This is a genomic window from Micromonospora sp. NPDC047074, assembly GCF_040643815.1.
Lineage (GTDB): Bacteria > Actinomycetota > Actinomycetes > Mycobacteriales > Micromonosporaceae > Micromonospora.
In genome coordinates this window covers 50,267-75,657 of record NZ_JBEYVB010000002.1, presented here as the reverse complement: position 1 = coordinate 75,657, position 25,391 = coordinate 50,267, and the positions used below count along the sequence as shown (strand labels likewise).

Here is a 25,391-nt window from a genome sequence, read left to right as displayed (position 1 = left end):
GGCACCCTGGCCGGCGAGGGTGGCGGAGCCGCTCCTCTGGTCAGCGACCAGAGGGGCGGTTTCCCGTTCAGGTCCTACGCCCTCTGGGTCCGTACCTCGGAAGGTACCGGCGACGCCATGCGCCACCGCCGGGTCTCCGGCAGTCCGCCTTCGGGCCGTCGTGCCGGACGCACCGGGTCAGGACGGCCGGCCGGCGCTGATCCGGTCCAGGTGGGGCGCTAGTTCGTCGGTGATCAGCAGGTCGCCGCGGATCTCGTCGTGCGGGTAACCGGCTCGGCCCACCATGTGCGCCGCGACCGGCGCGGTGGCGAGCTGGAAGACGCCGACGAGCACGAGGGTGGTGATGTCCACCCCGGTGCGCAGACGCAGCGCGCAGCCGAGCAGGACGAGCAGCAGGCCGAGCACCTGGGGCTTGGCCGCCGCGTGCATGCGGGCGAGCAGGTCGGGAAAGCGCACCAGCGCCACCCCGGCGGCGACGCAGAGCAGCGCGCCGGCGATCAGGCAGACCGCGGCGGTGGCGTCGAGGACGGCGTCGAGCGTCACTTGACGTTTCTCCTGGCCGCGAAGCGGGCCACGCTCACCGAACCGACGAACCCGAGGATGGCGAGCACGACCAGCACGGGCAGCGCGGTGGCGTCGCGGCTGTAGGCGGCCTCGGTGGCGATGGCGGCGACGACGACGGCGAGCAGCACGTCGGTGGCGACGGCGCGGTCGAGGATGGACGGTCCACGGATGATGCGGGTGAGGGTCAGTCCGACGGCCACGGCGAGCAGCACGCCGACGGTCACGGCGACGACTGTCATGTCGATGCCCCTTCCGGGTGGGCCGGCTTCGGCAGGCCGGCGGGGTCGGGATGCGTCACGCGGCGCAGCTCGTCCGGCGAGCCGATGGCCGCGACGATGCGCGCTTCCAGGTCCAGTACGCCCTGCCGGAACCGCTCCACCTCGTCGCGGCTGCGTACGCCGATGACGTGCACGTAGAGGGTCCCGGTCGCCCGGTCGGCCTCCAGGATGAGGCTGCCGGGCACCAGGGAGAGCGCCTCGGCGGTGAGCGTGAGGTTGAGGTCGGTGTTGACCCGCAACGGCACGGCGATGATCGCGCTGAGCGGGGGATGCCCGAACCGCACCGCCAGCCAGGCGATCTGGGCGGAGGCGACCACGAGGTCCCACAGGAAGCGCAGCCAGAACCGGGCGAGCGGCACGGGGCGGATCCGCCCGGCGAAGGTCACCGGCGGCAGCGGGAACACGGCCAGCAGCACGACGGAGAGCACCAGCCCACCGATCAGGTTGGCCCAGCTGAGGGTGCCCCAGAGCAGCATCCAGACACCCGTCAGCCCGGTCGCGGCGACGATCCGGTTACGGCGCCGCGCCAGCCGGGTCAACGGCGGGTTGGCCGGCCGGGCAGGCTTCGCGGGCGCGGTCGGGGTGGTCGTCGGGTCACTGGTCACGGTGCACCGTCCGGGAACACGGCCTCGACGTACGGGGTCCGGCGCAGCAGGTCGTCGGCCGCGTCGGTGCTGAGGTCGAACAGCGGCCCGGCGACCACCGTCAGCGCCAGCCCGAGCACCACCAGGGCGACGGTCGGCGCGATCATCAGCCGGGGCAGCACCGGGCCCGACGCCTCGGGCTCCGATCCCCGGTCCGGGCGTTCGGCGACGGCGACCCGGGCGGCGCCGGCGGTCTGACCGGCGGCCTCGGCCGTGGCGGTGACCCCGGGCCCGGTGACCCGGCCGGTGCCGGCGCGGGCGGTGTCGGCGCGGGCGGTGTCGGCGCGGGTCGTGTCGACGCGGCCGGTGTCGACGCGGGTGCTGCCGCCGACGTCGGGCATGTCCGGATGCGGTGCCCGCCAGAACGCCAGGTTCCACACGCGGGCGATGGCGTAGAGGGTGAGCAGGCTGGTGATCAGCCCACCGGCCACGAGCGTCCAGGCCAGCGGGCCACCGTCGTCCACGCCGGCCTGGACGAGGCCGAGCTTGCCGAGGAACCCGGAGAACGGCGGGATGCCGGCGAGGTTGAGCGCCGGTACGAAGAACAGCACGGCCAGCAGCGGCGAGAGCCGGGCCAACCCGCCGAGCCGGTCCAGCGCGGTGCTGCCGCCCCGGCGTTCGACCAGGCCGGCGGCGAGGAACAGGGTCGTCTGGATGGTGATGTGGTGCACCACGTAGAAGATCGCCGCCGACAGCCCGAGCGAGGTGGTCAGGCCTACGCCGAAGAGCATGTAGCCGATGTGGCTGATGAGGGTGAACGACAGCAGCCGTTTGACGTCGGACTGGGCGACCGCGCCGAGGATGCCCACCACCATGGTCAGCGCCGCCAGCACCAGCAGCAGGTCGGCGGTGCGCCCGCCGGGGAACAGCAGCGTCTCGGTGCGGATGATCGCGTACACGCCGACCTTGGTGAGCAGGCCGGCGAAGACGGCGGTGACCGGGGCCGGGGCGGTCGGGTAGCTGTCGGGCAGCCAGGCCGACAGCGGGAACACGGCTGCCTTGATGCCGAAGGCGAGCAGCAGCATCCCCTGCAGGACCAGCCGCAGGTCGTCCGGCAGCGCGTCGAGCCGGTCGACGAGCTGGGCCAGGTTGAGCGTGCCGGTCGACGCGTAGACCAGACCGATCGCGACCAGGAAGATCAGCGACGACAGCAGGCTGACCACGACGTACGTGGTGCCGGCCCGGATCCGGGTCTCCGTGCTGCCCAGGGTCAACAGCACGTAGCTAGCGACCAGCAGGATCTCGAAGCCGACGTAGAGGTTGAACAGGTCGCCGGAGAGGAACGCGTTGCACACTCCGGCGGTCAGCACGAGGTAGGTCGGGTGGTAGACCGACAGCGGGGTCTCCTCGTCGCCGTCGGCCATGCCCTGCCCGATGGAGTAGACCAACACGCACAGGGTGACGGCGGCGGAGACGACGAGCATCAGCGCGGCGAGCTGGTCGGCTACCAAAACGATGCCCAGGGGCGCGACCCAGCCGCCGACCTCGACGACCAGTGGCCCGTCGACGGTGGAGCGGAACAGCAGCAGCGCCGCCACGGCGACGGTGGCGGTGAGCACGGTGAGGCTGACCCACCGCTGGGCGCGCGGCCGGCGCAGGAGCAGCAGCGTCAGGGCCGCGCCGAGCAGCGGCATCACCACCGGCAGGGGTACGAGCCAGGTCATCCGGCCCTCCCCGCGTCACCGGCCAGGCTCGCCGCCCGGTCGTCGGCGGGTACGGCGTTCGGGTCGCCGTCCCCGGTGTCGGTGTCGGCGGTGCCCGGCCCCTCGTCCCGGTCGGCCAGCTCCATGATGCGGCGGTCCTCGACGTCGTCCTGCACCTCGTCGTGCCCGTTGAGGTGCCAGCTGCGGTACGCCAGGGCGAGCAGGAACGCGGTCATGCCGAGGGTGATGACGATCGCGGTCAGCACCATCGCCTGGGGCAGCGGGTCGCTCATGTCCCCCTCGGCGGTGGTGCCGACGATCGGTGGCCCGCCGGCCTGCCCGCCGGTGAGCAGGAGGAGGTTGGCACCGTTGCCGAGCAGGATGACGCCCATCAGCACCCGGGTGAGGCTGCGTTCCAGCAGCAGCGTCACCCCGGTCGCGAAGAGCACGCCCACCACGAGGACGTAGGTCAGGTTCGGGTTCACACCAGCTCCTTCGTCCGGTCGTCGTCGGCCTGTTCGGTCTCGTGCTGGTCGGTCTCCTGCTGGCGGTCCATCTCGGCGCCCAGGCTGCGCAGGATGTCCAGGACCAGGCCGACCACGATGAGGTAGACCCCGACGTCGAAGAACACCGACGTGACGAAGTGGACGTGGCCGAGGACCGGCAGGTGGATGTCGAGCAGGGCGCTCTGCAGGAACTCCCCGCCGAGCAGCATCGCGGCTAGGCCCGTGCCGACGGCGACGAACAGCCCGGCGCCGAGCACCGCGCCGGCGTCGACCGGGGCGGCCCCGTTGAGCTCGGTACGCCCGCCCGCCAGGTAACGCACGGCCAGTGCGAGCCCGGCGACCAGTCCGGCGGCGAAGCCGCCGCCGGGGGCGTTGTGCCCGGAGAAGAGCAGGTAGATCGAGAAGACCAGGATGACGTGGAACAGCAGCCGGGTGACGACCTGGAGGATGACCGACTGCTGGCGGGCCGTGGCGCCGGTGGTGAGCCAGCGCGGGCGCGACGACTCGCTGCGCCCGGCGCCGGGGATGACGCTGCGTCGGCCCAGGTCCCGGGACCGGCGGAAGATGAGGCTGGCCACGCCCGTGGCGGCCACCACCAGGACGGCGATCTCGCCCATGGTGTCCCAGGCCCGGATGTCGACCAGGGTCACGTTGACGATGTTCTTGCCGCCGCCGTAGGAGACGGCCTCGTCGGGGAAGTCGACGGAGATCGGGGTGGCCACCCGCGCCCCCGCCGCGACGTACGCCATGCCGGCGGTGACCACGCCCACGGCGACGCCGAGCGCCACGCGACCGCGCCGGCTGGACCGGATGGGGCGCTCGGAGAACTTGGCCGGCAGGTGGCGCAGGACCAGCACGAACATGACGATCGTGACGGTCTCCACCAGGAACTGGGTCAGGGCCAGGTCCGGGGCGCCGTGCAGGATGAACAGCAACGCGGTGCCGTAGCCGGCGACGCCGACGAGGATCATCGCGGTCAACCGTCGCAGGGCGCGGGCGGCGGCCACGGCGGCGACCACCACCACGGCGGCGGCCACGGCCTGCAACGGGGTGTCCCACAGCTCGAACCGCTGCGGCCAGGGGAACCCGGCCAGCAGCGCCCCACCCGGCAAGGTGATCAGCACCAACAGGATGACGCCCAGGTAGAACGGGAGCGAGCCGCGCTGGGTGGCGCCGGTCAGCTCCACCGCCAGCCGGTCCACCCCGCCGATGAGCCGGTCGTAGACCGAGGCCCCGTCGAAGGGCAGGCGGGCCGCCCCGGGGCGCAGCCGCCCCCGGTGCCCCAGCAGGAACAGCCCGGCCCCGGCGGCCACCGCCAGCGCCGACAGGCCCAGCGCGGGAGTCGCTCCGTGCCACAGCGCGAGGTGGTAGCCGGGCCCGGTGCTCGGGTACAGGTCCGCGTACGGGGCGAGGACGCCGTCGACGAACGGCGCGAAGAGGCCCGCCGCCAGGCCGGCGGCCGCGAGCACGGCGGCCGGCGCGAGAAAGGGCCACCGGACCGGCCGGACCTGGGTGGTGGGCACTCCGGGCTTGGCGGCGAACGCACCCCAGACGAAGCGCAGCGTGTACGCCACGGTCAGCGCCGAGCCGAGCACCAGGCCGACGAGTACCGCCAGATCGGTGCCGCCGCCGTGCAGGAACGCCTCGACGGCGGCTTCCTTGGCGACGAAGCCGGCCAGCGGCGGAAGACCGGCCATGGAGGCCGCCGCGAGGCAGGCCACCACCGCGAGCGCCGGGGCCTGCCGCCCCAGGCCGCCGAGTTCGCGCAGGTCACGGGTGCCGGCGGCGTGGTCGACGAGGCCGACCACGAGAAACAGGGTGGACTTGAAGAGGGCGTGGGCCAGCACCATCGCCACGCCGGCCAGTGCGGTGTCGCGGGTGCCCGCGCCGAGCACCACCATGAGCAGGCCGAGTTGGCTGACCGTGCCGTAGGCCAGCAGCAGCTTCAGGTCGACCTGCCGCAGCGCCGCCCAGCCGCCGAGCAACATGGTGAGCAGCCCGCCGACGAGCAGCACCGGCCGCCACGGCGTGACCCCGGCCACGGCCGGCCCCATCAGCGCGACGAGGAACACACCGGCCTTGACCATCGCCGCCGCGTGCAGGTAGGCGCTGACCGGGGTGGGCGCGGCCATGGCACCGGGCAGCCAGAAGCTGAAGGGGAAGATCGCCGACTTGCTCAGCGCGCCGAGCAGGATCAGCAGCAGCGCCACGGCCAGGTAGCCGCCGCCGGGCAGGTCGGCGGCGATCTCCGACCAGCGGTAGCTGCCGGCGTGCTGCCCGAGCATGACGAACCCGGCGAGCATCGCCAGGCCGCCCAGGGTGGTCACCAGCAGCGCCTGCATGGCGGCCCGCCGGCTGGAGCGCCGGGTCGGGTCGCTGCCGATCAGCAGGTAGGAGAAGACGGTCGTCAGCTCCCAGAACACGTACAGCAGCAGCAGGTCGTCGGAGACCACCAGGCCGAGCATCGCCCCGGCGAAGGCGACGAAGACCGCCGCGAACCGGCCCAGGCCGGGGTCGTCGGAGCGGAAGTAGCGGGCGCTGTAGGCGAGCACCAGCGCACCGACCCCGCCGACGAGCACCACCATCAGCCAGGCCAGGGTGCCCATCCGCAGGGCGATCTCCAGGTCGAGCTGGGGAACCCAGGTGACCGTCTCGACGACCGGGGTGCCGGAACGGACCGTTCCGGTGCGGGTCAACGCCCAGGCCAGGGTCGCGGCGGGGGCCAGGGCCACCAGGTAGAGGGCGCGACGCCCCCAGATACGTATCAGTCCCGGGGCGATCACGGCTGCGAGCGCATGGATCGCCACCAGAACCAGCACATACCCTCCCCAGAGTCGGACAGCCGGTTAGCCCACCCTATCCGGTAAGGACCGCATCCGCCTATAGGCGATACGCGGCCGGAGGGCTGGAGGCTGTGATCTGGGCCGGAGCGTGTCGGTGGTCAGCGCTGCCAGCGCACCACCCCACCCACCACGGTGAGCGCCACCGCGAGGTCACGTAGGGCGGCCGGCTCGACCTGGTACGGGTCGACGGGCAGCGCGATGAAGTCCGCGAGCATCCCGGGGGTCAGCCGCCCCTTCAGGTGCTCCTCGTAGGAGGCGTACGCGCCCGCCTCGGTGAAGCAGCGCAGCGCCGTGTCGAGATCGAGCCGCTCGTGCGGCTGCACGCCGCCGGGCGGGGTGCCGTCGGGCTGCTGCCGGGTCACCGCGGCGTGCACGCCGTAGAACGGATCCGGGTCCTCGACCGGGGCGTCCGAGCCGAACGCCACGGTCGCACCGGCGTCCAGGAGGCTGCGCCAGGCGTACGAGGCGAGGTCCCGGCCGGCCAGCATCCGGGTGGTAAGGGGGATGTCGCTGGTGCAGTGGGTCGGCTGCATCGAGGCGACCACGCCCAGCCGGGCGAGCAGCGGCACGTCCGCCGGCCGCAGGTGCTGGGTGTGCTCGATCCGGTGCCGCAGCCGCCGTACCGCCGTCGGGTTGGTGCGCGCCGACTCCTGCCAGCGGGCGTACGCGCGCAGCACCATCTCGTTCGCCGCGTCGCCGATGGCGTGCGCCGCGACGGCGATGCCCGCGCCGGCCGCCTTCGCCACCAGCCGCTCGAACTCCTCCACGGGGGTGACCGCGATGCCGTGGTTGTCGGGCTCGCCGTCGTACGGCTCGGTCATCAGGCAGGTGTGCGAACCGAGCGCCCCGTCGGTGAAGATCTTGACCGGTCCGGTGCTCAGCCAGCGGTCGCCGGCGCCGGTCGCCCAGCCCAGGTCGATCACCTCGTCCAGCGCCGTCACCGGGATCGACTTGTGCACCCGCAGCGGCAGCTCACCCTGGGCGTACAGGGTCTCGTAGGCGGCCCGGCAGTCCTGCCCGTCGATGTCGTGGATGCTGGTGAGGCCGACGGCGAGCAGCCGGGGCAGGTGGGTACGCAGCTGGGTGACCAGGTCACCGCTGAGCGAGGTGCGCATCAGGTCGTAGGCCGCGTCCCCGGCCGACTCCCGCAGGATCCCCGTCGGCTCGCCGCGTTCGTCGCGGACGATCTGCCCACCGATCGGGTCGGGGGTCCCGGCGTCGATGCCGAGGTGCCGGAGGGCGGCGGTGTTGACCCAGGTGGTGTGCCCGTCGATGCTGGGCAGCACGGCGGGGCGGTCGGGGCAGACGCGGTCCAGGTCGGCCCGGTTCGGTTGCACCGGCCGCTCCCACTTGTGGCTGTCCCAGCGGCCGCCGAAGAGCCACGCCCCGGGCGACAGGGTGGCGGCGTGCCGCCCGATCCGGGTCAGCGCCTCGTCGAGGCTGGTGGTGCCGCGCAGGTCCACCTGCTCCAGGCCCCGCACGTAGAGCGCCGAGTGCAGATGGCTGTCGATCATCCCGGGCAGGACGGTCATCCCGTCGAGGTCGACCCGGCGCACCGCACCGCCGGCACGGTCCCGGCACTCGTCCAGGTCCCCGACGGCGACGATCCGCTCGCCGCGCACCAGCATCGCCTCCGCGTACGGGCGGACGGGGTCGAGCGTGTGGATCCGGGCGTTCTCGAAAACCGTACCGGTCATGGGGTCGCCTGATTCGACGGTGGGGTGGGGACCAACCATGCTAGGGGGTGCCGCAGAAACGCATGCGCGGGGCAGAGCGCACCGCGCCAACTGCGGTACCGTGCAGAGTCACCAGATAGATCTGACGTGACTGTCGTCGGGCGGCCCGTCCTCCGCCGGCCCGGCACGGAGGTGCCGGATGGCTGACGACGCGGAGTTGACAGCGTGGGCGCTCGCCGCCGGCCGGGGTGACCGGGCTGCCGCCGCCTCCTTCGTCCGCGCGACGCAGCAGCAGGTCCGACGCTTCCTCGCCGCGCTGGTCTCCCCCGGCGAGGCGGACGACCTGGCGCAGGAGACCTTTCTGCGGGCGATGCGGTCGTTACCGTCGTACGCCGGACGCTCCTCTACGCGGACGTGGCTGCTCACCATCGCCCGGCGGGTCGCCGCGGACCACGTCCGCGCCATGACGTCACGGCCCCGGACGGTGTCGATAGCGGACCGCTACGACGCCCCCGACCCGGCGCACAGCGGTTTCGACCGGCAGGTGGTGCTGGAACGCCTCATCGCGGCGTTGCCGGTGGAGCGGCGGGAGGCGTTCGTGGCGACCCAGGTCCTCGGCCTGTCCTACGCCGAGGCGGCGGAGGTGTGCGGCTGCCCGGTGGGCACCATCCGCTCGCGGGTGGCCCGCGCCCGGGAGGATCTGGTCGCCGCCATGGACGGCCGGCCGGGCTCCCGCCGGCTCGGCGACGCCATTGGCTGAGGCGCCCGCACACCCCTGTCGACCTGCGCGAAGGCCATGATCCGCCGAAGTGCGCGGGAACCAACGGCCCGCCCGGGGCGACTACCGTACATGGGTTGCGAGCAGTGGCGTGAGGTGCTGTCGGCGCAGTTGGACGGGGAGGAGACCGCCGCGGAGCGGACAGCGGCGGCCGGCCACCTGGCTGGCTGCGACGGCTGCCGGGCGTGGTACGACCGGGCCGCGGCGGTGACCCGGCGGGTCCGGTTGTCGGTCGCCGTCGTCGACGACGACCGCACCGATGTCATCCTCGGCGCGCTGCCCACACCGTCGCCCCGCCGGTGGCGGCGGGTCGTGCTCACCCTGCGGGCGGCGCTGGGTCTGATCGGGGCGCTGCAACTCGTGCTGGGCCTCGCACAGGTCGGGCGCGGCAGCTCCGCCCCCCACGTGCACCCGGCGGGCGGTCTGGCGACGGGGCACCTGTGGCACGAGTCGGCGGCGTGGAACGTCGCCGTGGGCGCGGGCTTCCTGTTCGTCGCCGCCCGGCGTACGCCCCCGACGGGGCTGGTGCCGATGTTGAGCGCCTTCGTCGGGATGCTGGCCCTGCTGTCGGTCAACGACCTGCTGACCGGCCAGGTGGACACCGCCCGGCTGGTCAGCCACGGCTTCCTGCTCGCGGGCTACGTCGTCGTGGTCGCCCTGTCCCGTCCCGGGCTGCGCCCCGGCGGCCCGGCGGCCCGGCGCGACCGCCCGGACGGTCCCCGCTGGCACCTTCCCACCGACGAGCCGGCGGAGTCGCCCGGGCTGCGGCTGCTCCCGTCGCCGTATCCCGGCTCCGCCCGCGCCTCCGACCGCCGCGCGGCCTGACCCCCGGCGCCGACGCGGGATTGTGGTGTAAGGAAGGGCACCTTCCTAACACTATGCGTTAGGAAGGTGCCCTTCCTTACACCTTCCGCCCGGCGGCGGTCAGGACGGCGGCGGGGCGGGCAGGTCGACCACGCGGGTGGCCCAGCGGGTCATCAGCGCCGGGTCGTGGGTGATGAGCAGGACCCCGGCCGCGTGCTGTCGCTGGTAGTCGGTGACGACGGCCGCGAGGTGCGCCTGGGTCGAGGCGTCGAGCATGGCGGTGGCCTCGTCGCAGAGCAGGTAGTCCGGCCGGTGCACGAGGGCCCGGGCGAGACAGGCGCGTTGCAGTTGCCCGTCGCTGACGGCGTGCGGCCGGCGGGCGAGCAGGTCCGGCGTGAGACCGACGAGATCGGCCAGTTCCGCCGCCCGGGCCCGCGCCTGCTCCTCGGCGACGCCGGTGGCGCGCAGCGGTTCGGCGATGATGTCGGCGAGGCCCAGCCGGGGGTCGGTGGCGGCGCGGGGGCTCTGGAAGAGGATCGCGACCCGGGTACGGACGGCCGCGGGCACCCGGTGGCGGGCTCCCGGCACCCGCTGGCCGTCCAGGCTGACGTGCCCGCCGTTCGGTGCGTGCAGCAGGGCGAGCACCCGGGCGAGGGTGGACTTGCCGCTACCCGAGGGCCCGCGCAGCCCGACCGTCTCGCCGGGGGCGACGTGCAGGTCGACGCCGTCGAGGACGCGCCGGCGGCCGTAGGAGACGGCGACCTGGTGGGCGGCGAGCGAGCTGCTGGTCATGCCGGGGCTCCGACGACGGTCAGGGGGTGGTGGCAGGCGACCTGGCCCGGCCCGTCCGCGGGAGGCGCGGGCGGGGTCCGGCAGACGTCGGTGGCGCGGTCGCAGCGCGGGGCGAAGGCGCAGCCGGTGGGCAGGTCGGTGAGCATCGGCGGGTGCCCGGGGACCGGCCGGAAGGCCCGCTCGGGCAGGGCGTCGAGCAGGCCGGCCGAGTAGGGGTGGGCGGGCGCGGCGAACAGCTCCTCGGTGGGCCGGCGCTCGACGATCCGGCTGGCGTACATGACGGCGACGGTGTCGGCGACGCGGCGGGCGGCGGCCAGGTCGTGGGTGATGAGCAGGACGGCACCGCCGGCGTCGCAGCGGCGCCGCAGCAGGTCGAGCGTGTGGTCGACCAGGGGCCGGTCGAGCCCCGTGGTGGGTTCGTCGGCGAGCAGCAGCGGCGGGTCCGGGGCGAGGGCGAGGGCGGTGGCCAGGCGCTGGGCCATGCCGCCGGACAGCTCGTGGGGATAGCTGTCGAGATCGGCGGGGTCGAGACCGACCTCGGCGGCGATCCGGTCGGCCGCCGTGGGTGCCTCGCGCCGGGGGTGGCCGTGGGCGCGCAGGGTCTCCTCCAGCAGCCGCCGGCCCGTCCGCACCGGGGTCAGCGCGGTGGCGGGGCTCTGCGGCACCAGCCCGACCGCGCGTCCCCGGACCGCGCGGGCGAGGCGGCGCTCGGACGCGCCGATCAGGTCGATCCGTTCCCCGGCGGGTGGGCGCAGGAGGGCGTGACCGGTGACGGCCGCGTTGCGGGGCAGCAGGCCGAGCAGGGCGTGCGCGAGCACCGACTTGCCACAGCCGGACTCCCCCACCACCGCCAGGAGCTCGCCCGGACGGACGGTCAGGTGCAGGTCGGTGACGGCCTGCACGACGGCGTCGCGGAGCTGGAAGCGGACGGTAAGGCCGTCGACCTCCAGCAGGCCGGGCCGGCCGTCGGCTGCGGTGTCGGCCGTTGCGGCGGCGGAGGTGGCGCGGGGCTCGCGGGTGGCGGTCACAGGTTCAGCTCCGCTCGTACGCGCGGGTCGAGGCGGTCGCGCCACCGGCCGGTGAGGGTGGCCAGGGCGAGGGTGACGACGACGAGGAGCAGGCCGGGCACGATGCTGGCCCACCAGGCGCCGGTGAGCAGGGACCGCTGCCCGTCGCTGATCATGTTGCCGACCGAGGCCAGGTGCGGAGGCAGGCCGAGACCGAGGAAGGACAGCGCGGTCTCGTGCCAGACCGCGTGCGGCACCATCAGCGTGGTGGCCAGCGCCAACCGGGGCAGCACGTGCGGGAGCAGGTGCCGGGTGAGCACCCGGGCACGGCTGGCCCCGCCGGAGATCGCGGCGTCGACGAACGGGCGGTTGCGCAGGCTGAGCAGTTCCGATCGGACGATGCGGGCGGTGGAGAGCCAGTGCGTCAGCCCGATCGAGAGGATCACCGCGTTGAGGCTCGGGCGCAGCATCGCGACGATGAAGATGCCCAGCAGCAGGTGCGGCAGCGCCGCGATGGTGTCGACCACCCGCATCAGCACCCGGTCGACCCAGCCGCCGACCGTGCCGGCCACCGCGCCGACCAGGCCGCCGATCACGGTGGCGACGAGCGCGGCGACGACTCCCACGAGCAGCGAGACGCGCAGGCCGTAGAGGCTGCGGTGGGCCACGTCACGGCCCAGGTCGTCAGTCCCCGCCGGGTGCGCCCAGGAGGGGGCGAGCCGGGTGCGGGCCAGGTCCACCGCGCTCTCGTCGAGCGGCCAGAGGACGGGGGCGAGGAGGCAGGCCAGGCCCGCGCCGACGAGCACGGTCCAGGCGACGGCGGCACCGGCCCGGCCCGTACGGGGCTTCGCCCGCCGGAGCCGCGCGGGCAGGGCGAGGTCAGTCATCGAGGCGTACCCGGGGGTCGGCGGCGGCGTAGGCGAGGTCGGTGGCCAGGTTCGCGGCCAGCACCACGACGGTGGTGGCCAGGGTCGTGGCGGCCAGCAGCGGGAAGTCGCTGCCCAGCGCGGCGTGGACGGTGACCGCGCCGAGACCGGGCAGGGAGAACACGGTCTCCACCAGGACAGCGCCGCCGATGAGTTCCGGCAGGTGGGTGCCGACGAGGGTGAGGAACGGCAGCAGCGCGGTACGCAGGGCGTGGCCGAACAGGACGGTGCGGCCGGGCAGCCCTCTCGCCCGGGCGGCGAGGACGTGGTCGTCGCGGAGGCTGTCGGCGACCGCGTCGCGGACGAACAGCACGAACCACGGCGCCTGGGCGACCGCCAGCACGGTCACCGGCAGGATCAGGTGCCGGGCCACGTCGGCGGGCTCGGTGCTGGTGGCGGTGATGTCGGTGAGCCCGCCGGCCGGCAGCCACCCGAGGGTGAGGGCGAACAGGGCGATCGCGGCCAGCGCGAGCCAGAACACCGGCATCGACTGCACCGTGTACGCCGTCGTGCGCAACGCCCGGTCGAACCAGCCGCCGCGCCGGTACGCGGCCAGGGTGCCCAACAGCAAGCTGGCGACGAGGACGAGGGCGAGTGCGGCGCCGACCAGCAGCAGGGTCCAGCCGGCGCGGGCGGCGAGCACGGCGGTGACCGGTTCGTGCCGGCTGGTGGACCAGCCCAGGTCGCCCTGGAGCAGGTTGCCCACCCAGCGGAGGTACTGCACCGGCAGCGGGTCGTCGACGCCCCAGTTGGCGCGGATCTGCGCCAGGTTCTCCTCGCTGGCGGTGAACGCCGCCGCGCCCGCGTACTGCTGGGCGGGGTCGATCGGCGAGGCCGCGCCGAGGGCGAACATGCCGACGCTGGTGGCGGCGAGGATCGGCACGGCCACCAGCAGCCGGCGGCGCACCACGGCGCCGGCGCCCGCGAGCCGGCGGGACCGGCGGGCGGGAGCCTTGGCCGGGGACGGCGCGGTGACCGGGGCGGGTGTGGTCACGACTTCCTCGTCCAGGTGTGGATGTTCCACCAGAGGCTGTTGGCCACGTCGTGCTCGTGCGGCTCGACCCGCGGCGTCACCCCGGCGACCGCGTCCTTCACCACGTAGGTGTGCTGCAGGTAGGTGAGGAACACCCACGGCATGTCGGTGCCGAGCTGCTTCTGGAACGTGGCGTACGCGGCCTTGCGGGTGGCCGGGTCGGCGTTGGCGCGGCCGTCCTGCAACGCCTTGTCCACCACGGCGGAACGGTACGAGCCGGGGTTGAAGAAGCCCTGGCCGGCGAAGGCGGAGCCGAACAGCTTGTAGGAGACGAAGTCCGGGTCGTACGGCGTGCCGTAGCCCATGACCAGCGCGTCGCTCTTCATCCGGGGGGTGATCGCGTCCCAGGTCAGGCCCTCTGGGGTGATCTTGATGCCGACCTTCTTCGCGTCGGCGGTCACCGCGAGGGCCAGTTCCTTGCGCAGGCTGTCGGGGGCCGGGTACATCAGCGAGAACGCCGCCTGCCGGCCGTCCTTGACGCGGATGCCGTCCGGGCCCGGCCGCCAGCCGGCGGCGTCGAGCGCGGCGGTCGCCGCGGCCGGGTCGGCGGCGGGCTTGCCGACGATCGACGGCTCGGCGAACTCCGACGTCGGCGGGACCGGCCCGTACGCCGGCTCTCCGGCACCGCCGAGCAGGCCGGTGACCATGGCCGCGCGGTCCACCGCCGCGTTCAGCGCCCGGCGCACCGCGAGGTCGGCGGTGACCGGGTTGCCCGCCGGCAGCATCACGCCCCGGTAGTCGGCGGTGGGCACCCGCTCCACCCGGTAGCCGGCCTGCCCGTCGAACCCGGTGGTGAGCTTCGGGGCCAGCTCCGCCACGTCGAACTCCCCCGCCCGCATCCGCTGGGCGCGCACGTTGTCGTCGGGGACGAACGCCACGACCACCCCGCTGTTGGCGGGCCTGCCGTCCCAGTACTTCTCGTTGGCCGCGAGCACGAGCCGGTCGCCGGGGGTCCACGACGTCACCCGGTACGGGCCGGTGCCCACCGGCTTGCGGTTGAACTCGGCCTTGTTGACGTCCTGCCCGGCCAGGGCCTTCGCCGGCACGATCCCGAGGGCCAGGCGCTGCGGGAACGGGGCGTAGGCGTACTTCAGGGAGAACACCACGGTCGACGGGTCGGGGGCGGTGACCGAGGCGAGCATGTCCAGGTCGGAGCGGAGCGTGGAGTCGACCTTCGGGTCCAGCACCGCCTGGTAGGTGAAGACCACGTCCTGCGCGGTGAACGGGCTGCCGTCGTGGAACAGCACGCCGTCGCGCAGCTTCACGGTGACCGTCCTGCCGTCGGGCGAGACGGTCGGCAGCTCGCGGGCCAGCGCCGGCACGAGCTGGTTGCGGGCGTCGCGGGCGACCAGCCCGTCGAAGATCAGGGAGCCGCCGTCGACCCCGTAGTTGAGCACCGGGTTCAACGTGTCGGGCTCGCCCGCCGTCGCCACCACGAGGGGGCCGGCGCCGCCCGCGGCCGTCGAGGTGGTCGTCGGGGACGAGCAGCCGGCCAGGGCGAGGACACCGGCGACGGCCATTGCCGTCGCGCGCTTGGACACGGACGTACCCATCACATGCTCCCGGTCTGTTCCCCGCACGACCGGCCGGCGTACGCACCGGACCGGCGTGGTGCGGTGGACCGACCGCGCCGCGCCTGTTAGCGGTCACGAGCGGGGCGGGCACCGTGGAGATGGTCTGGATCATCGCCACGGCACCCGCCCCGCTGTCGCCAGCATCACGCAGTTGCCACGATTACGCAACAAGCCCGCCGGCCAGTGTCGCGGGAACCACACCGGCCGGACCGCCGTCGCCGCACGCCCCGACCACACCCGGACGCCCGGCGGGACCGACCCGGCTGCCACCCGGCAGAGCCTGCCGGGTGGCCGGATCGACCCCCGTCCGCCGGGCGTCCGGGTCGGGCCCGGCCTGCCGGGCGTCCGGGTCGGCGGGTCAGCCGATGGGGAGGGCGATCAGCCAGTCCCGCCAGGCTCGCTGGACGTGGGCCGGGTCCTGCCCGGTGTCGAAGACGTGGTGGCCGAGGACCAGGGCGTCACCCCGCTCCGCGCCGGAGTGGAGGAACCGGTAGAGCGCGTCGGCGGTGCGGACTCCGACGTAGGTCGGGAGACCGGCCAGGTCCACGACGCCCTCGATCGGCGGCAGTCCGTCGACGGTGAACCGGACCCGCTGTCCCTCGGCGATCGGGCCGGCGACACCGATGGCGTCGGCCACCGCCGCCCACACCCGGTCCGCTCCACCGCAGCCGGGACGGAACGCCGCGACCGGGGCCGCGGTCCGGCCGGGGAAGTGGGCGAGGTACGCGGCCAGCGTCCCGAGGTACATGTCCCAGCCGACCGCCATCGCCTCGTACTCGGCCTCCCAGTCGTCCCCGAGCACGCCGCTCTGCACGAGCCGCAGTGTCGTGCTGCCCCGCTCGCGGCCCTCGATGAGGTATTCCACGGCCATGAAGGTGCCGTCCGCCCCCGGCTCGGTGCGGTCGGCGAGCCGCTTCCCGGGCTCCCACGCCGTGATCGTCGACTCCTCGACGTGGCCGGCCATCGTCAGGCGGGTCCGGCCGCCCTCGCCCGGCTCGACCTCGGTGTGGCCCATGAACCAGGAGTCGATGCCCGGACCGGTGGCGATGGCCTCCCAGACCTGCTCGGGCGTGGCGGCCAGCTCGACTTCCTTGCGCAGCTCGAAGTCGTGTCCCATGTCAGTGCCCCTCACTCTGTTTCGTGTCGTCCTGGTCGGCGCTGGGATGCAGGGCGACCACCACCCGGTGTTCACGGCCGCCGGGGGCGTTCTCGTCGTGGTACCTGCCGACCAGTGCGGTGACCGTGGCCGCCAACTCCTCGGCGAAGGCGGCCCGGTCGCGCGCCGAGGCGAACCGGACGGTGCCGTCGACGGCGAACGTCGCCACCCGCTGTTTCGCCCGCTCCGCGCCGGTGATGAGCGCGCCGACGTCCTGCACGAGCCGGGCGGCGAGGGCCAGCAGCCACCGCGCCGACAGCCGGTCCGGCGACTGCGCCGGGTCGGGCCGCACCGCGGAGAGGGCCGCCGGCGAGATCACGTACGACGCCGCGGTGGCCCGCATGATCCGCTCGGTGACGTTGCCCTTCCGGCGCTCCTCCACCAGCTCGATCAGGCCGTGCTGCTCCAGTGCCCGCAGGTGGTAGTTGACCTTCTGCCGCGGCAGGCCGACCCGGGCGGCGAGCATCGTCGCCGAGGCCGGCTCGGCGAGCGCGGCCAGCAGCCGGACCCGCATCGGGTCCAGCGACACCTCGGCCGCTGCCGGATCCTCGATCACTGCGACTTCGAACATGCCCCCACCCTTCCACCGACAGATTTTACTGTCAAGAAAACCTGATTGGTCGGTTCGGGACGCGCCGGGGCCGCCCTCAGCTCGCGATCTTGCACTTCCCGCCCCTAGCATGGGGCCTATGCCCGGTTTTGACCGGGCAGGAAGTGCAAGATCGTCGGGCTCGGACAGGCATGGCTGTCACCGGCACTGGCGCCGCTCGTCATTCCGACGGCCGCAGGCGCACCCGGCGCAGCAGTTGGGCGTTGAGCGCCACCACGATCGTCGAGGCCGACATGAGCACCGCGCCGACCGCCGGGCTGAGCGTCACCCCGGCCCAGGCCAGCACGCCAGCGGCCAGCGGCAGGGCAACCACGTTGTAGCCGGCGGCCCAGGCCAGGTTCTGGATCATCTTGCGGTACGAGGCCCGGGACAGCCGGATCACGCCGGTGACACCGCGCGGGTCGGACGAGGCGAGCACCACCCCGGCGGACTCGATCGCCACGTCGGTGCCGGCGCCGATGGCGATGCCCACGTCGGCCCGGGCCAGGGCGGGGGCGTCGTTCACCCCGTCGCCGACCATCGCCACCCGCAGCCCGCGCCGTTGCAGGTCGGCCACGGCGTCGTCCTTGTCGGCGGGCAGCACCTCGGCGAAGACCTCGTCGACGCCGGGCCGGAAGCCGAGGTCGGCGGCGACCGCGTCGGCGACCGGCCGGGCGTCCCCGGTGATCATCACGATCTTGCCGACGCCCTGCTCCCGCAGCTCGGCGATCGCCGCCCGGGCCTCGGGGCGGACCTGGTCCTCCAGCGCGAGGGCGCCGAGGACGGTGGCGGTGTCACCGTCGAGACGCAGCAGGTGCAGCACCGCCGCGCCCCGACGCGACCAGTCGGCCTGCCGGTCGGCCAGGTCGTCCGGCACCTCGGCGCCCAGCTCGCGGAGCAGTGCGGGGCCGCCGACGGCGTACGCCGTGCCGTCGACCTCGGCGCGGACGCCGCGCCCGGTCAGCGAGCGGAACCCCGTCGCCCGCCGGGCCCCGCCGCGCTCGGCCCCGGCGGAGACGATGGCCCGGGCGAGCGGGTGTTCGCTGTCCGCCTCCACCGCCGCCGCGAGGGCGAGCACGTCGTCCTCGCTGCCGCCTCCGCTCGCCGCCACCCCCGAAACGACGTGCTCGCCCCGGGTCAGCGTGCCGGTCTTGTCGAACAGCACCGCGTCGACCGTGCGCATCCGCTCCAGCGCCAGCCGGTCCTTGACCAGGATCCCGCCCTTGGCCGCCACGGCCGTCGACAGCGCGATCACCAGCGGGATGGCCAGGCCCAGCGCGTGCGGGCAGGCGATCACCAGGACGGTGACGGTACGCACCACGGCCTCGCCGAGGTCGCCGAACACGGCCCAGGCCACCAGGGTCGCCACGGCCACCACGGTCGCCACGTAGAACAGCCAGGCGGCGAACCGGTCGGCGAGCACCTGCGCGCGCCCGCTGGACTGCTGGGCCTGGGCGACCAGGCGCTGGATGCCGGCCAGCGCGGTATCCTCGCCGACCGCCTCGACGCGTACCCGGATCGCCGCGTCGGTGGCCACCGTGCCGGCGACCACCCGGTCCCCCACGTCGCGGGAGACCGGCCGGGACTCACCGGTGACCATCGACTCGTCCAGTTCGGCGGCGCCCTCGGTGATCCGCCCGTCGGCGGGCACCCGCGCGCCGGGGCGGACCAGCACGAGGTCGTCGACCCGCAGCTCCGCCACGGACACCCGCTCGACCTCACCGCCGGCGGACACCCGCTCGGCGTCGTCGGGCAGCAGCGCCGCCAGGGCGGACAGGGCGCCCCGCGCCTGGCCGATGGCCTTCATCTCCTGCCAGTGCCCGAGCAGCATGATCGTGACCAGGGCGGCGAGCTCCCACCAGAAGTCCAGGTCGAAGGCGCCGAGCGCGGTCGCCGCCGAGGCTACGTACGCCACCGTGATGGCCATCGCGATCAGCAGCATCATGCCGGGCGCCCGGTCGCGCACCTCCCGTACCGCACCGACCAGGAACGGCCAGCCGCCGTAGCAGAAGACGACCGTGCCGAGGACCGGGCCGACCCACGAGACACCCGGGAAGTCCAGCCGGTAGCCGAACCACTCCATCACCATCTCGCTGGTCAGCACGATCGGCACGGTCAGCGCCAGGCTCAGCCAGAACTTCCGGCGGAACACCTCCGGATCGTGCCCGGCGTGCTTGTCATGGCCGCCGTGCCCGCCCGCGCCGTGGGCGTGTTCTCCCTCGTCGGGTGGGGGTGACGCATCCGCCGTCGCGTGGGACGGGCGGTCGCCGTGGTGGTGCGAGTCGTGGGACATCTCCACCTCCTCGCGATCACCATATACCCCCGGCGGGTATCGCGGCGCGGCTCGGCCGCTCACGGAAGGCGTGATGACGGTCGGCCGGCGATGCGGAGCGGGACGGTTTGCGACGCAGCGCGCCGGGAAGGTCCACGCCCAGCCCGAGGAGTGGAGGCGCTCATGCAGACCGCGGACTGCCGCGTGCCCGCCGGCACGGTGCCGGGTTCGACTGGCCGGACGCCGAGCGTGCGCCCCCGGAGCGCGCCGTGACCGGGCCGGTGACCGACGAGCCGGTCGGCGAGCTGGAACTCGTCCACTCCTTCACCGGCCCGATGCCCACCGGCGTGAGCGTCTCGCACACCGGCCGGATCTTCGTCAACTTCCCGAAGTGGGGCGACGAGGTGCCCGCCACGGTGGTCGAGCTGCGCGACGGCCGCGAGGTGCCGTTCCCCGACGAGCGGTGGAACAGCCCCTCGGGCGACGACGACGCGGACGCGTTCGTGTCGGTGCAGAGCGTCGTCGTCGACCCCGCCGACCGGCTCTGGGTGCTCGACACCGGCAGCCCGATGTTCCGGCCCACCGCACCCGGCGGCCCGAAGCTGGTCCGGGTCGACCTGGACACCGACACCGTCGCCCAGGTGATCACCTTTCCGGCCGACGTGGCGCTGCCCAGCACCTACCTCAACGACGTGCGCTTCGACCTGCGCCGCGGCGAGGCGGGCATCGCCTACATCACCGATTCCTCCGACTCCGGCCCGAACGGGATCATCGTGGTCGACCTGGCCAGCGGCGCGTCCTGGCGGCGGCTGCACGACCACCCGTCCACCAGGGCCGAGCCGCTGGAGACGTTCCGGCCCGTCGTCGAGGGGCGGCCGTTCCTGCAACGCCCCGCCGACGGGCCACCGAAGCCGGTGGCGATGGGCTCCGACGGGATCGCCATCTCCGCCGACGGCGCCCGGCTCCACTACTGCCCGCTCGCGTCGCGCCGCTGGTACAGCGTCGCCACCGACTCGCTCGCCGACCGTTCGGTCGCCGACGACCGGGTCGCCGCGTCGGTCGTCGACGAGGGCGACAAGGGCGGCGGCTCCGACGGCCTGGAGACCGACGACGCCGGCCGGCTCTACCTGACGTCATACGAGCAGAACGCGGTGCTACGTCGCCACCCCGACGGCACGTACGAGACGGTGGTCCACGACCCACGGCTGCTGTGGCCCGACACGATGTCCGTGGCGGCCGACGGGCACCTGTACGTCACCGCCAACCAGTTGCACCGGCAGGCCACGTACCAGGGCGGGCGGGACCTGCGACGCAAGCCGTACGCCCTGTTCCGGGTCCGGATCGACGCGGGACCGGTCCGGTTGATCTGACACCGGCCGGGCCGGCTCCTGCGGTGTAAGGAAGGGCCCCTTCCTAACGCATAGCGTTAGGAAGGGGCCCTTCCTCACCCCGCCTCCGGACGGTCAGCTCATGGTGGCGAGCAGGTCGCGGCAGGCCCGTTCGCACGCGCGGCAGGCGTCGGCGCAGACCCGGCAGTGCTCGTGCATGGCCGCGTGCCTGGCGCACTCGTCACCGCAGGCCCGGCAGGCGGCGGCGCACGCCTCCAGCAGGCTCCGGCTGATGTTGGCGTCGTAGCCGGTGTGCCGGGACAGCACCCGGGAGGTCGTCGTGCAGATGTCCGCGCAGTCCAGGTTCGTGCGTACGCACTTCGCCAGTTCGGCGACCATGTCCTCGCTGAGGCAGGCGTCGGCGCACGCGGTGCAGGCCTGGGCGCAGGTGTTCAGGGCCTCGATGACGGCGGCCAGTGCGGCCCGGTCCAGGTTGATCGATTCGGGGTACGTGTCGAGCATGGCCTTCGTGGTGCTGGGCACGATGGTCTCCTCTCGGTCATTGCCTGTGCACTACCCGCGACGGTCGCGCACCATGCGGATCCGGAGAGACAGGTCCCGCGACGAACGTCCGGTCCCACCCGGCGGCGAATTCCGGGGGCGGCGGCACGCCGCTGCCCGCGCTGGCCGATGATCGGTCCATGTTCAGGCGCATCCGGGAGACAGCCCGCGAAAACCGCAGGCAGCAGCGGTACATGTCGAAATCGAAGAACCCCGACGGCTGCTGCGACTGCTGCGATCTCGGCCTGTTCTCCACCCTGCTGATGCTGGGCTCGGCGACGGCCGCGGCCACCCGCGCACCGGTGCTGGACCGGGCGGGGGTGGCGGCGATCCGCGGCTACCGCCGGTGGCTGTCGCCGCACTGGCCGGGGCAGTGCCGGTTCACCCCGACCTGCGGCGCCTACGGGTTGACGGCGGTCGAGCGGCACGGCCTGGCGGTGGGCGGCCGGATGGCCGCCGAGCGGGTGCGGCGCTGCCGCCCGGGGGTGCCCCGTGGCACCCACGATCCCGTACGCTGACCCGCCCCGTCGGGAGTGTGGGGACCCGAGATCGGGTACAACAGGGGCCATGGGTCGACTGAGCGGTTCGCCACCCCCGCAGGCCACCGAGCTGCGGCGGTGGACGTTGTCCGAACCGGCGGACCTGCGGGCACTGCGGGCGTCCCTGCACGAGGAGCTGACCGGCGACGTGCTCGGCGCGGACGAGTCCCTGGAGGAGGTGCCCGAGTCGGTGGCGCTGATCGCCACCGAGCTCGCCACGAACGCCCTGCGGCACGGGATCCCGCCGACCATCGTCCGGCTGCTCGCCACCGACGACCACCTCATCCTCGACGTCGCCGACCACGACCTGGCCTCCCAGCCGGAACTCGCCGACCCCGAGGCCCTGCACACCGGCGGGCGCGGCCTGCAACTCGCCCGCGCGCTGTCCCTCGACGTCGGCTGGTACGCCACGGGCACCACCAAGAACATCTGGGCGTCCTTCCCCCGCAGCACGCGCCTGACCGGGGCCAGACACGCCTGACCCCGAGGCCGAGTGGGCCGGAGCGGGTCCGGCAGGTCACGGGGGTGGCACGCGCCTCCCGGCGGCCTACACTGCTTGTCGTGAGGCATCAAGCGTGATCGACGGTGAACGACACACCACGCCACACGATCACGTCTGCTGGGCGTACGACGACCCGGAGTTTCTCGCCGACCGGACGGCTCGCCACCTGGCCGCGAGCCTCGCCCGCGGCGAGCGCTTCTGGTACATCACCCCGCAGCCCACGGATTTGGTGGCCGAGCGGCTGCGCGCGCTGCCCCACTTCGCCGCCGCCGAGCGCCGGGGCGCCGCCGCGGTGGTCTCCCTGGCCTCGACCTACTCGCCCGACCACGTCGTCGACCCGGCGGCGCAGGTCGCCGCCTACGCGGCCGCCACGGAGGAGGCGCTGGCCGCCGGTCACACCGGCCTGAGCGTGGTCGCGGAGGCCACCGAACTGGTCCGCACCCCGGCCCAGCTCGACGTCTTCACCCGCTACGAGCACCTCATCGACCGCTACATGCGCACCGGGGCGTTCTCGGCCGTGTGCGCCTACCACCGGCCGAGGCTGGGCGACCGGGCGGTCGTCGAGCTGGCCTGCATGCACCCGCAGACCAACGTCGAGGGCCTGCTGTTCCGGTTGTACGCCGTGGCACCCGCCGACGGGCACGCCGCGCTGACCGGCGAGCTGGACATGTCGAACCACGAGCTGTTCCGCACCGCGCTGGACCGCGCCGACCTGCGGCCCACCGACGGTGAGCTGGTGCTGTCCGCGTCCGGGCTGCGCTTCCTGGACCATCGCGCCCTGGCCCACCTCGGCGAGTACGCGCAGCGCCGCCGCGCGACCGCCGTGCTGCGCACCCCGCACAGGGCCACGGCCCGCCTGGTCGACCTGCTGAACCTGCCCGGGATCCGGGTGGAGGCCGCGGCATGAGGACCGGCGCCGCCGCCCAGCACCACGGCTACTACCACGAGGCTGTCCGCTACGCCTCCGACGAGGAGTTGCTCGCCGTCGCGGTGCCGTTCCTGCTCGGCGGCGTCGAGGCGGGTGAGCCCACCTTCGTGGCCCTGGGCGAGCGCACGGGCGGGCTGGTCCGCTCGGCACTGCCGGCCGGGGCCGCGGTCGAGTTCCTGCCCGGTGGCGACGTCTACGCCCGGCCCACCGCCGCCATCCGGTCCTATCGTCAGCTCCTCGCCGAGCAGGTTGCCGCCGGAGCCGGCCAGATCCGCATCATCGGCGAGGTGCCGCCGGTCTCCTTCGGCGCTACCTGGGACTGGTGGGCACGCTACGAGTCGGCGATCAACCACGCGTACGACGACTTCCCGCTGTGGAGCCTGTGCGCGTACGACACCCGGATCACCCCGGCGTCGGTGCTGGCGGACGTGGCCCGGACGCATCCACGGTTCGCCACCCCCGACGGCCGGCACCTGCCCAGCCCGACCTGGACCCCGCCGACGGAGTACCTGCGGGAGAACCGCCCGATCGTGCCCGACCCCGTCGAGACGCAGCCGCCGGCCGTCGAGCTGACCGACCCGACGGCCGCCGAGGCGCGCGCCGCCGTGCGCAAGGCCGACCAGGGGCAGGTGCCGGTCGACGACGTGGAGGATCTCGTGGTCGCGGTCAGCGAGATCGTCACCAACGCGCTGCGCCACGGCCGTCCCCCGGTCCGGCTGCGCGTCTGGGCCGGTGACGACCGCATCGTGACGGCGGTCAGCGACGGCGGCGACGGGCCGGAAGACCCGTACTGCGGGCTGCTTCCCGCGTCCGACGGCGGACCGGGCGGGCTCGGTGTCTGGATCACCTACCAGTCCTGCAACCACGTGACCTGGCAACGCGACGACGCCGGCTTCACGCTCCGGCTGACGGCCGGGAACCCGTACACCGGCTGACCGGGCCGACCCGGTCGGCTGCGCACCTCGGCGCGGGTCCGGGCGATCCCGCGCCGCCCGAGGGTGCCGGACGGCGCGGCCGGCCCCGGCGGTACCAGGCGGCGAAGAGGGCTGTGGCGAGCAGCAGTTCGGCGACGTCGCCGCCGTAGTACATGAGCCGGGCCGCCGCGCGCAACGCCTCGATGTCGCGGTGCGGTAGTCCGGGCGGCAGGGTGGCGGCGTGCGCGTTGAGGTACTTGGCCAGCACGGCGTGCCCGGCCCCCGCGCCGATCAGCGCGGCGATCCGCACCGCCGGGCCCGGCCGACGCGGGGCCGGATCCGGGCCGGCCACCGACCAGGCGAGCAGGTAACCGGCGGCGACGTAGTGCACGTGCAGGGCGTGGTGCAGCACGGGGTTCCGTTCGGCCTCCGCATACAGCGGGGTGAGCAGCACCAACGCCAGCCCGCCCGTGGTGAGCAGTGCTGCCGTCACCGGATGGGCGAGCACGTGCACCGGCCCGGCCCGCAGGAACCGCCCCACCCTGCGGCCGACCGGCGGCGGCACGACCCGCAGCAGCAGGGTCACCGGAGCGCCGAGGGCCAGCGCGAGCGGCGCGACCATGCCCAACAGCAGGTGCTGGGCCATGTGCACACGCGGGTCGCCGGGCCCGCCCGCCAGCGGACCGAGGGCCACCGCGAGCACCGCGCAGCCGGCCAGCCAGGCGACGGTACGCCGACGCCGCCAGCCACGCCGGGCCCGGGACACGGCGAGCAGGTAGCCGGCGGCGAGCAACGCGACCGCCGCGAGCGGCAGCGGGTCCGGCCCGGCGGCGGCACCGGTGTGCGCGAACGCCGTCACCGGGCAGCTCGGCCCGGGCGGGACCGCACCCGCCAGGTCACCCACGCACCGAGCAGCAACAACACCACCGCCGCCGCGTTCCACACCACGTCGTACGGGAGCAGGTGCACCCCGTAGCGGATCTGGTGCAGCCGCAGCACCTTGTGGTCGACGATGCCGTCGAAGAGCTGGAACGCCCCCGCGCCGAGCAGGAACCCGCCCCAGGCGGCCCGGGGCACCAGGACACCCCGACGGCGCAGGTCGGCGTACCAGAAGAAGCCGCCGACCAGGGCGAGCAGCTCGGCCGAATGCAGCAGCCCGTCGGAGAACAGCCCGACAGCGCGGGTGGAGCGGTCGTAGAAGTGGTGCCAGCCGAGAATCTGGTGGAAGACGATCTCGTCGACGGCCGCCATCACCGCCACGCCGATCACCGCGGCGGCCAGGACGGACCGGCGAGGATCCGGTGTGTCAGGGCCGTTGTCCGGCAACCACGATCTCGCCATCTCGGGAACCTCGCATCACTCGCGTCGTCCCGAACTACCCGGGACCGGCCGCACCATGCGGAAGTTCCCCGCCGACGCAACGGTGGGACCGAACGGTTCCGGTGGCAGCGGTCACGACGGGCGGACGGGGGGCGGGCCCGGCGGTACCTTCGGCGGGCAGGCGACGATCGTTCCCCGGGCGCGCCGAAGCAGA

Annotated in this window: 25 protein-coding genes; 7 read left to right on the top strand and 18 right to left on the bottom strand. The window is 74.0% G+C overall.

Going from position 1 to position 25,391, the window contains the following annotated elements:
- Positions 1-177 precede the first annotated feature (177 nt).
- The 7 genes from mnhG to ABZ809_RS03975 form a co-directional block, all read right to left on the bottom strand.
- Entirely contained in the window at positions 178-543 is a 366-nt protein-coding gene (gene mnhG, locus ABZ809_RS04005; RefSeq protein ID WP_357560903.1) for a monovalent cation/H(+) antiporter subunit G, read from the bottom strand.
- A complete protein-coding gene (locus ABZ809_RS04000) occupies positions 540-803 on the bottom strand; it encodes a monovalent cation/H+ antiporter complex subunit F (RefSeq protein ID WP_357560902.1) in 264 nt (87 codons plus the stop codon). Before ABZ809_RS04000 ends, mnhG begins: the two co-directional genes overlap by 4 nt.
- The gene (locus ABZ809_RS03995) at positions 800-1,447 is read right to left on the bottom strand and encodes a Na+/H+ antiporter subunit E (RefSeq protein ID WP_357560901.1); all 648 of its coding nucleotides are present in this window, start codon (positions 1,445-1,447) and stop codon (positions 800-802) included. The genes ABZ809_RS04000 and ABZ809_RS03995 overlap by 4 nt, the downstream gene beginning before the upstream one ends.
- The gene (locus ABZ809_RS03990; protein ID WP_357560900.1) at positions 1,444-3,150 is read right to left on the bottom strand and encodes a Na+/H+ antiporter subunit D; all 1,707 of its coding nucleotides are present in this window, start codon (positions 3,148-3,150) and stop codon (positions 1,444-1,446) included. Before ABZ809_RS03990 ends, ABZ809_RS03995 begins: the two co-directional genes overlap by 4 nt.
- Positions 3,147-3,614 (bottom strand): Na(+)/H(+) antiporter subunit C, encoded by a 468-nt coding sequence (locus tag ABZ809_RS03985; RefSeq protein WP_357560899.1) that lies wholly within the window; start codon positions 3,612-3,614, stop codon positions 3,147-3,149. Before ABZ809_RS03985 ends, ABZ809_RS03990 begins: the two co-directional genes overlap by 4 nt.
- A complete protein-coding gene (locus ABZ809_RS03980) occupies positions 3,611-6,454 on the bottom strand; it encodes a Na+/H+ antiporter subunit A (protein WP_357560898.1) in 2,844 nt (947 codons plus the stop codon). Before ABZ809_RS03980 ends, ABZ809_RS03985 begins: the two co-directional genes overlap by 4 nt.
- Positions 6,455-6,576: 122 nt before the next feature.
- Positions 6,577-8,175: an amidohydrolase gene (locus tag ABZ809_RS03975; RefSeq protein WP_357560897.1), complete on the bottom strand. Its 1,599-nt coding sequence runs from the start codon at positions 8,173-8,175 to the stop codon at positions 6,577-6,579.
- Between the two features lie 178 nt (positions 8,176-8,353).
- Here ABZ809_RS03975 and ABZ809_RS03970 point away from each other — a divergent pair, with 178 nt between their 5' ends.
- A complete protein-coding gene (locus tag ABZ809_RS03970) occupies positions 8,354-8,914 on the top strand; it encodes a sigma-70 family RNA polymerase sigma factor (protein ID WP_357560896.1) in 561 nt (186 codons plus the stop codon).
- 90 nt (positions 8,915-9,004) lie between these two features.
- Positions 9,005-9,757 carry a zf-HC2 domain-containing protein gene (locus tag ABZ809_RS03965; protein WP_357560895.1) on the top strand — a complete coding sequence of 251 codons (753 nt, stop codon included), beginning with the start codon at positions 9,005-9,007 and terminating at the stop codon, positions 9,755-9,757.
- A gap of 99 nt (positions 9,758-9,856) precedes the next feature.
- Here ABZ809_RS03965 and ABZ809_RS03960 read toward each other — a convergent pair whose 3' ends face one another.
- The 8 genes from ABZ809_RS03960 to ABZ809_RS03925 all read right to left on the bottom strand — a co-directional run bounded on the left by ABZ809_RS03960 (position 9,857) and on the right by ABZ809_RS03925 (position 19,106).
- Complete coding sequence (locus tag ABZ809_RS03960; protein ID WP_357560894.1) at positions 9,857-10,528, bottom strand: ATP-binding cassette domain-containing protein; 672 nt, start codon at positions 10,526-10,528, stop codon at positions 9,857-9,859.
- Positions 10,525-11,556: an ABC transporter ATP-binding protein gene (locus tag ABZ809_RS03955; protein WP_357560893.1), complete on the bottom strand. Its 1,032-nt coding sequence runs from the start codon at positions 11,554-11,556 to the stop codon at positions 10,525-10,527. The genes ABZ809_RS03960 and ABZ809_RS03955 overlap by 4 nt, the downstream gene beginning before the upstream one ends.
- Entirely contained in the window at positions 11,553-12,422 is an 870-nt protein-coding gene (locus tag ABZ809_RS03950; protein WP_357560892.1) for an ABC transporter permease, read from the bottom strand. Before ABZ809_RS03950 ends, ABZ809_RS03955 begins: the two co-directional genes overlap by 4 nt.
- Positions 12,415-13,455 (bottom strand): ABC transporter permease, encoded by a 1,041-nt coding sequence (locus ABZ809_RS03945; protein ID WP_357560891.1) that lies wholly within the window; start codon positions 13,453-13,455, stop codon positions 12,415-12,417. The genes ABZ809_RS03950 and ABZ809_RS03945 overlap by 8 nt, the downstream gene beginning before the upstream one ends.
- Positions 13,452-15,047 carry an ABC transporter substrate-binding protein gene (locus ABZ809_RS03940; protein ID WP_357560890.1) on the bottom strand — a complete coding sequence of 532 codons (1,596 nt, stop codon included), beginning with the start codon at positions 15,045-15,047 and terminating at the stop codon, positions 13,452-13,454. The genes ABZ809_RS03945 and ABZ809_RS03940 overlap by 4 nt, the downstream gene beginning before the upstream one ends.
- Positions 15,048-15,426: 379 nt before the next feature.
- A complete protein-coding gene (locus ABZ809_RS03935; RefSeq protein ID WP_357560889.1) occupies positions 15,427-16,185 on the bottom strand; it encodes an SRPBCC domain-containing protein in 759 nt (252 codons plus the stop codon).
- Position 16,186: 1 nt separating this feature from the next.
- Positions 16,187-16,795: a helix-turn-helix domain-containing protein gene (locus ABZ809_RS03930; protein WP_357560888.1), complete on the bottom strand. Its 609-nt coding sequence runs from the start codon at positions 16,793-16,795 to the stop codon at positions 16,187-16,189.
- Between the two features lie 199 nt (positions 16,796-16,994).
- The gene (locus tag ABZ809_RS03925; RefSeq protein WP_357560887.1) at positions 16,995-19,106 is read right to left on the bottom strand and encodes a copper-translocating P-type ATPase; all 2,112 of its coding nucleotides are present in this window, start codon (positions 19,104-19,106) and stop codon (positions 16,995-16,997) included.
- Positions 19,107-19,354: 248 nt separating this feature from the next.
- Here ABZ809_RS03925 and ABZ809_RS03920 point away from each other — a divergent pair, with 248 nt between their 5' ends.
- Positions 19,355-20,455, top strand: coding sequence for an L-dopachrome tautomerase-related protein (locus ABZ809_RS03920; RefSeq protein ID WP_357560886.1), 1,101 nt, complete (start codon positions 19,355-19,357; stop codon positions 20,453-20,455).
- Positions 20,456-20,548: 93 nt separating this feature from the next.
- Here the strand turns inward: ABZ809_RS03920 and ABZ809_RS03915 are convergent, their stop codons facing one another.
- Positions 20,549-20,956 carry a four-helix bundle copper-binding protein gene (locus ABZ809_RS03915; protein ID WP_357560885.1) on the bottom strand — a complete coding sequence of 136 codons (408 nt, stop codon included), beginning with the start codon at positions 20,954-20,956 and terminating at the stop codon, positions 20,549-20,551.
- 212 nt (positions 20,957-21,168) lie between these two features.
- On the opposite strand from ABZ809_RS03915, the gene yidD reads away from it, so the two are divergent.
- The 4 genes from yidD (at position 21,169) to ABZ809_RS03895 (ending at position 23,878) form a co-directional block, all read left to right on the top strand.
- Positions 21,169-21,492 (top strand): membrane protein insertion efficiency factor YidD, encoded by a 324-nt coding sequence (gene yidD / locus ABZ809_RS03910; protein WP_357560884.1) that lies wholly within the window; start codon positions 21,169-21,171, stop codon positions 21,490-21,492.
- Between the two features lie 49 nt (positions 21,493-21,541).
- Positions 21,542-21,994 carry an ATP-binding protein gene (locus ABZ809_RS03905; RefSeq protein WP_357560883.1) on the top strand — a complete coding sequence of 151 codons (453 nt, stop codon included), beginning with the start codon at positions 21,542-21,544 and terminating at the stop codon, positions 21,992-21,994.
- A gap of 94 nt (positions 21,995-22,088) precedes the next feature.
- Positions 22,089-22,922 carry an MEDS domain-containing protein gene (locus ABZ809_RS03900; RefSeq protein WP_357560882.1) on the top strand — a complete coding sequence of 278 codons (834 nt, stop codon included), beginning with the start codon at positions 22,089-22,091 and terminating at the stop codon, positions 22,920-22,922.
- Positions 22,919-23,878, top strand: coding sequence for a sensor histidine kinase (locus ABZ809_RS03895; protein WP_357560881.1), 960 nt, complete (start codon positions 22,919-22,921; stop codon positions 23,876-23,878). The genes ABZ809_RS03900 and ABZ809_RS03895 overlap by 4 nt, the downstream gene beginning before the upstream one ends.
- Here ABZ809_RS03895 and ABZ809_RS03890 read toward each other — a convergent pair.
- Positions 23,838-24,716, bottom strand: coding sequence for a cytochrome c oxidase assembly protein (locus ABZ809_RS03890; RefSeq protein WP_357560880.1), 879 nt, complete (start codon positions 24,714-24,716; stop codon positions 23,838-23,840). The genes ABZ809_RS03895 and ABZ809_RS03890 overlap by 41 nt on opposite strands.
- Entirely contained in the window at positions 24,713-25,198 is a 486-nt protein-coding gene (locus tag ABZ809_RS03885; protein WP_357560879.1) for a DUF2243 domain-containing protein, read from the bottom strand. Before ABZ809_RS03885 ends, ABZ809_RS03890 begins: the two co-directional genes overlap by 4 nt.
- Positions 25,199-25,391 lie beyond the last annotated feature (193 nt).

Bases quoted from the DNA above. Each gene is read 5' to 3' on its own strand.
- ABZ809_RS03925 (WP_357560887.1), bottom strand. From the start codon at position 19,106: ATGTCCCACGACTCGCACCACCACGGCGACCGCCCGTCCCACGCGACG.
- ABZ809_RS03885 (WP_357560879.1), bottom strand. From the start codon at position 25,198: ATGGCGAGATCGTGGTTGCCGGACAACGGCCCTGACACACCGGATCCT.
- ABZ809_RS03950 (WP_357560892.1), bottom strand. From the start codon at position 12,422: ATGACTGACCTCGCCCTGCCCGCGCGGCTCCGGCGGGCGAAGCCCCGT.
- ABZ809_RS04000 (WP_357560902.1), bottom strand. From the start codon at position 803: ATGACAGTCGTCGCCGTGACCGTCGGCGTGCTGCTCGCCGTGGCCGTC.
- ABZ809_RS03990 (WP_357560900.1), bottom strand. From the start codon at position 3,150: ATGACCTGGCTCGTACCCCTGCCGGTGGTGATGCCGCTGCTCGGCGCG.
- ABZ809_RS03905 (WP_357560883.1), top strand. From the start codon at position 21,542: ATGGGTCGACTGAGCGGTTCGCCACCCCCGCAGGCCACCGAGCTGCGG.
- ABZ809_RS03895 (WP_357560881.1), top strand. From the start codon at position 22,919: ATGAGGACCGGCGCCGCCGCCCAGCACCACGGCTACTACCACGAGGCT.
- ABZ809_RS03965 (WP_357560895.1), top strand. From the start codon at position 9,005: ATGGGTTGCGAGCAGTGGCGTGAGGTGCTGTCGGCGCAGTTGGACGGG.
- ABZ809_RS03970 (WP_357560896.1), top strand. From the start codon at position 8,354: ATGGCTGACGACGCGGAGTTGACAGCGTGGGCGCTCGCCGCCGGCCGG.
- ABZ809_RS03930 (WP_357560888.1), bottom strand. From the start codon at position 16,795: ATGTTCGAAGTCGCAGTGATCGAGGATCCGGCAGCGGCCGAGGTGTCG.
- yidD (WP_357560884.1), top strand. From the start codon at position 21,169: ATGTCGAAATCGAAGAACCCCGACGGCTGCTGCGACTGCTGCGATCTC.
- ABZ809_RS03935 (WP_357560889.1), bottom strand. From the start codon at position 16,185: ATGGGACACGACTTCGAGCTGCGCAAGGAAGTCGAGCTGGCCGCCACG.
- ABZ809_RS03975 (WP_357560897.1), bottom strand. From the start codon at position 8,175: ATGACCGGTACGGTTTTCGAGAACGCCCGGATCCACACGCTCGACCCC.
- ABZ809_RS03960 (WP_357560894.1), bottom strand. From the start codon at position 10,528: ATGACCAGCAGCTCGCTCGCCGCCCACCAGGTCGCCGTCTCCTACGGC.
- ABZ809_RS03940 (WP_357560890.1), bottom strand. From the start codon at position 15,047: ATGGGTACGTCCGTGTCCAAGCGCGCGACGGCAATGGCCGTCGCCGGT.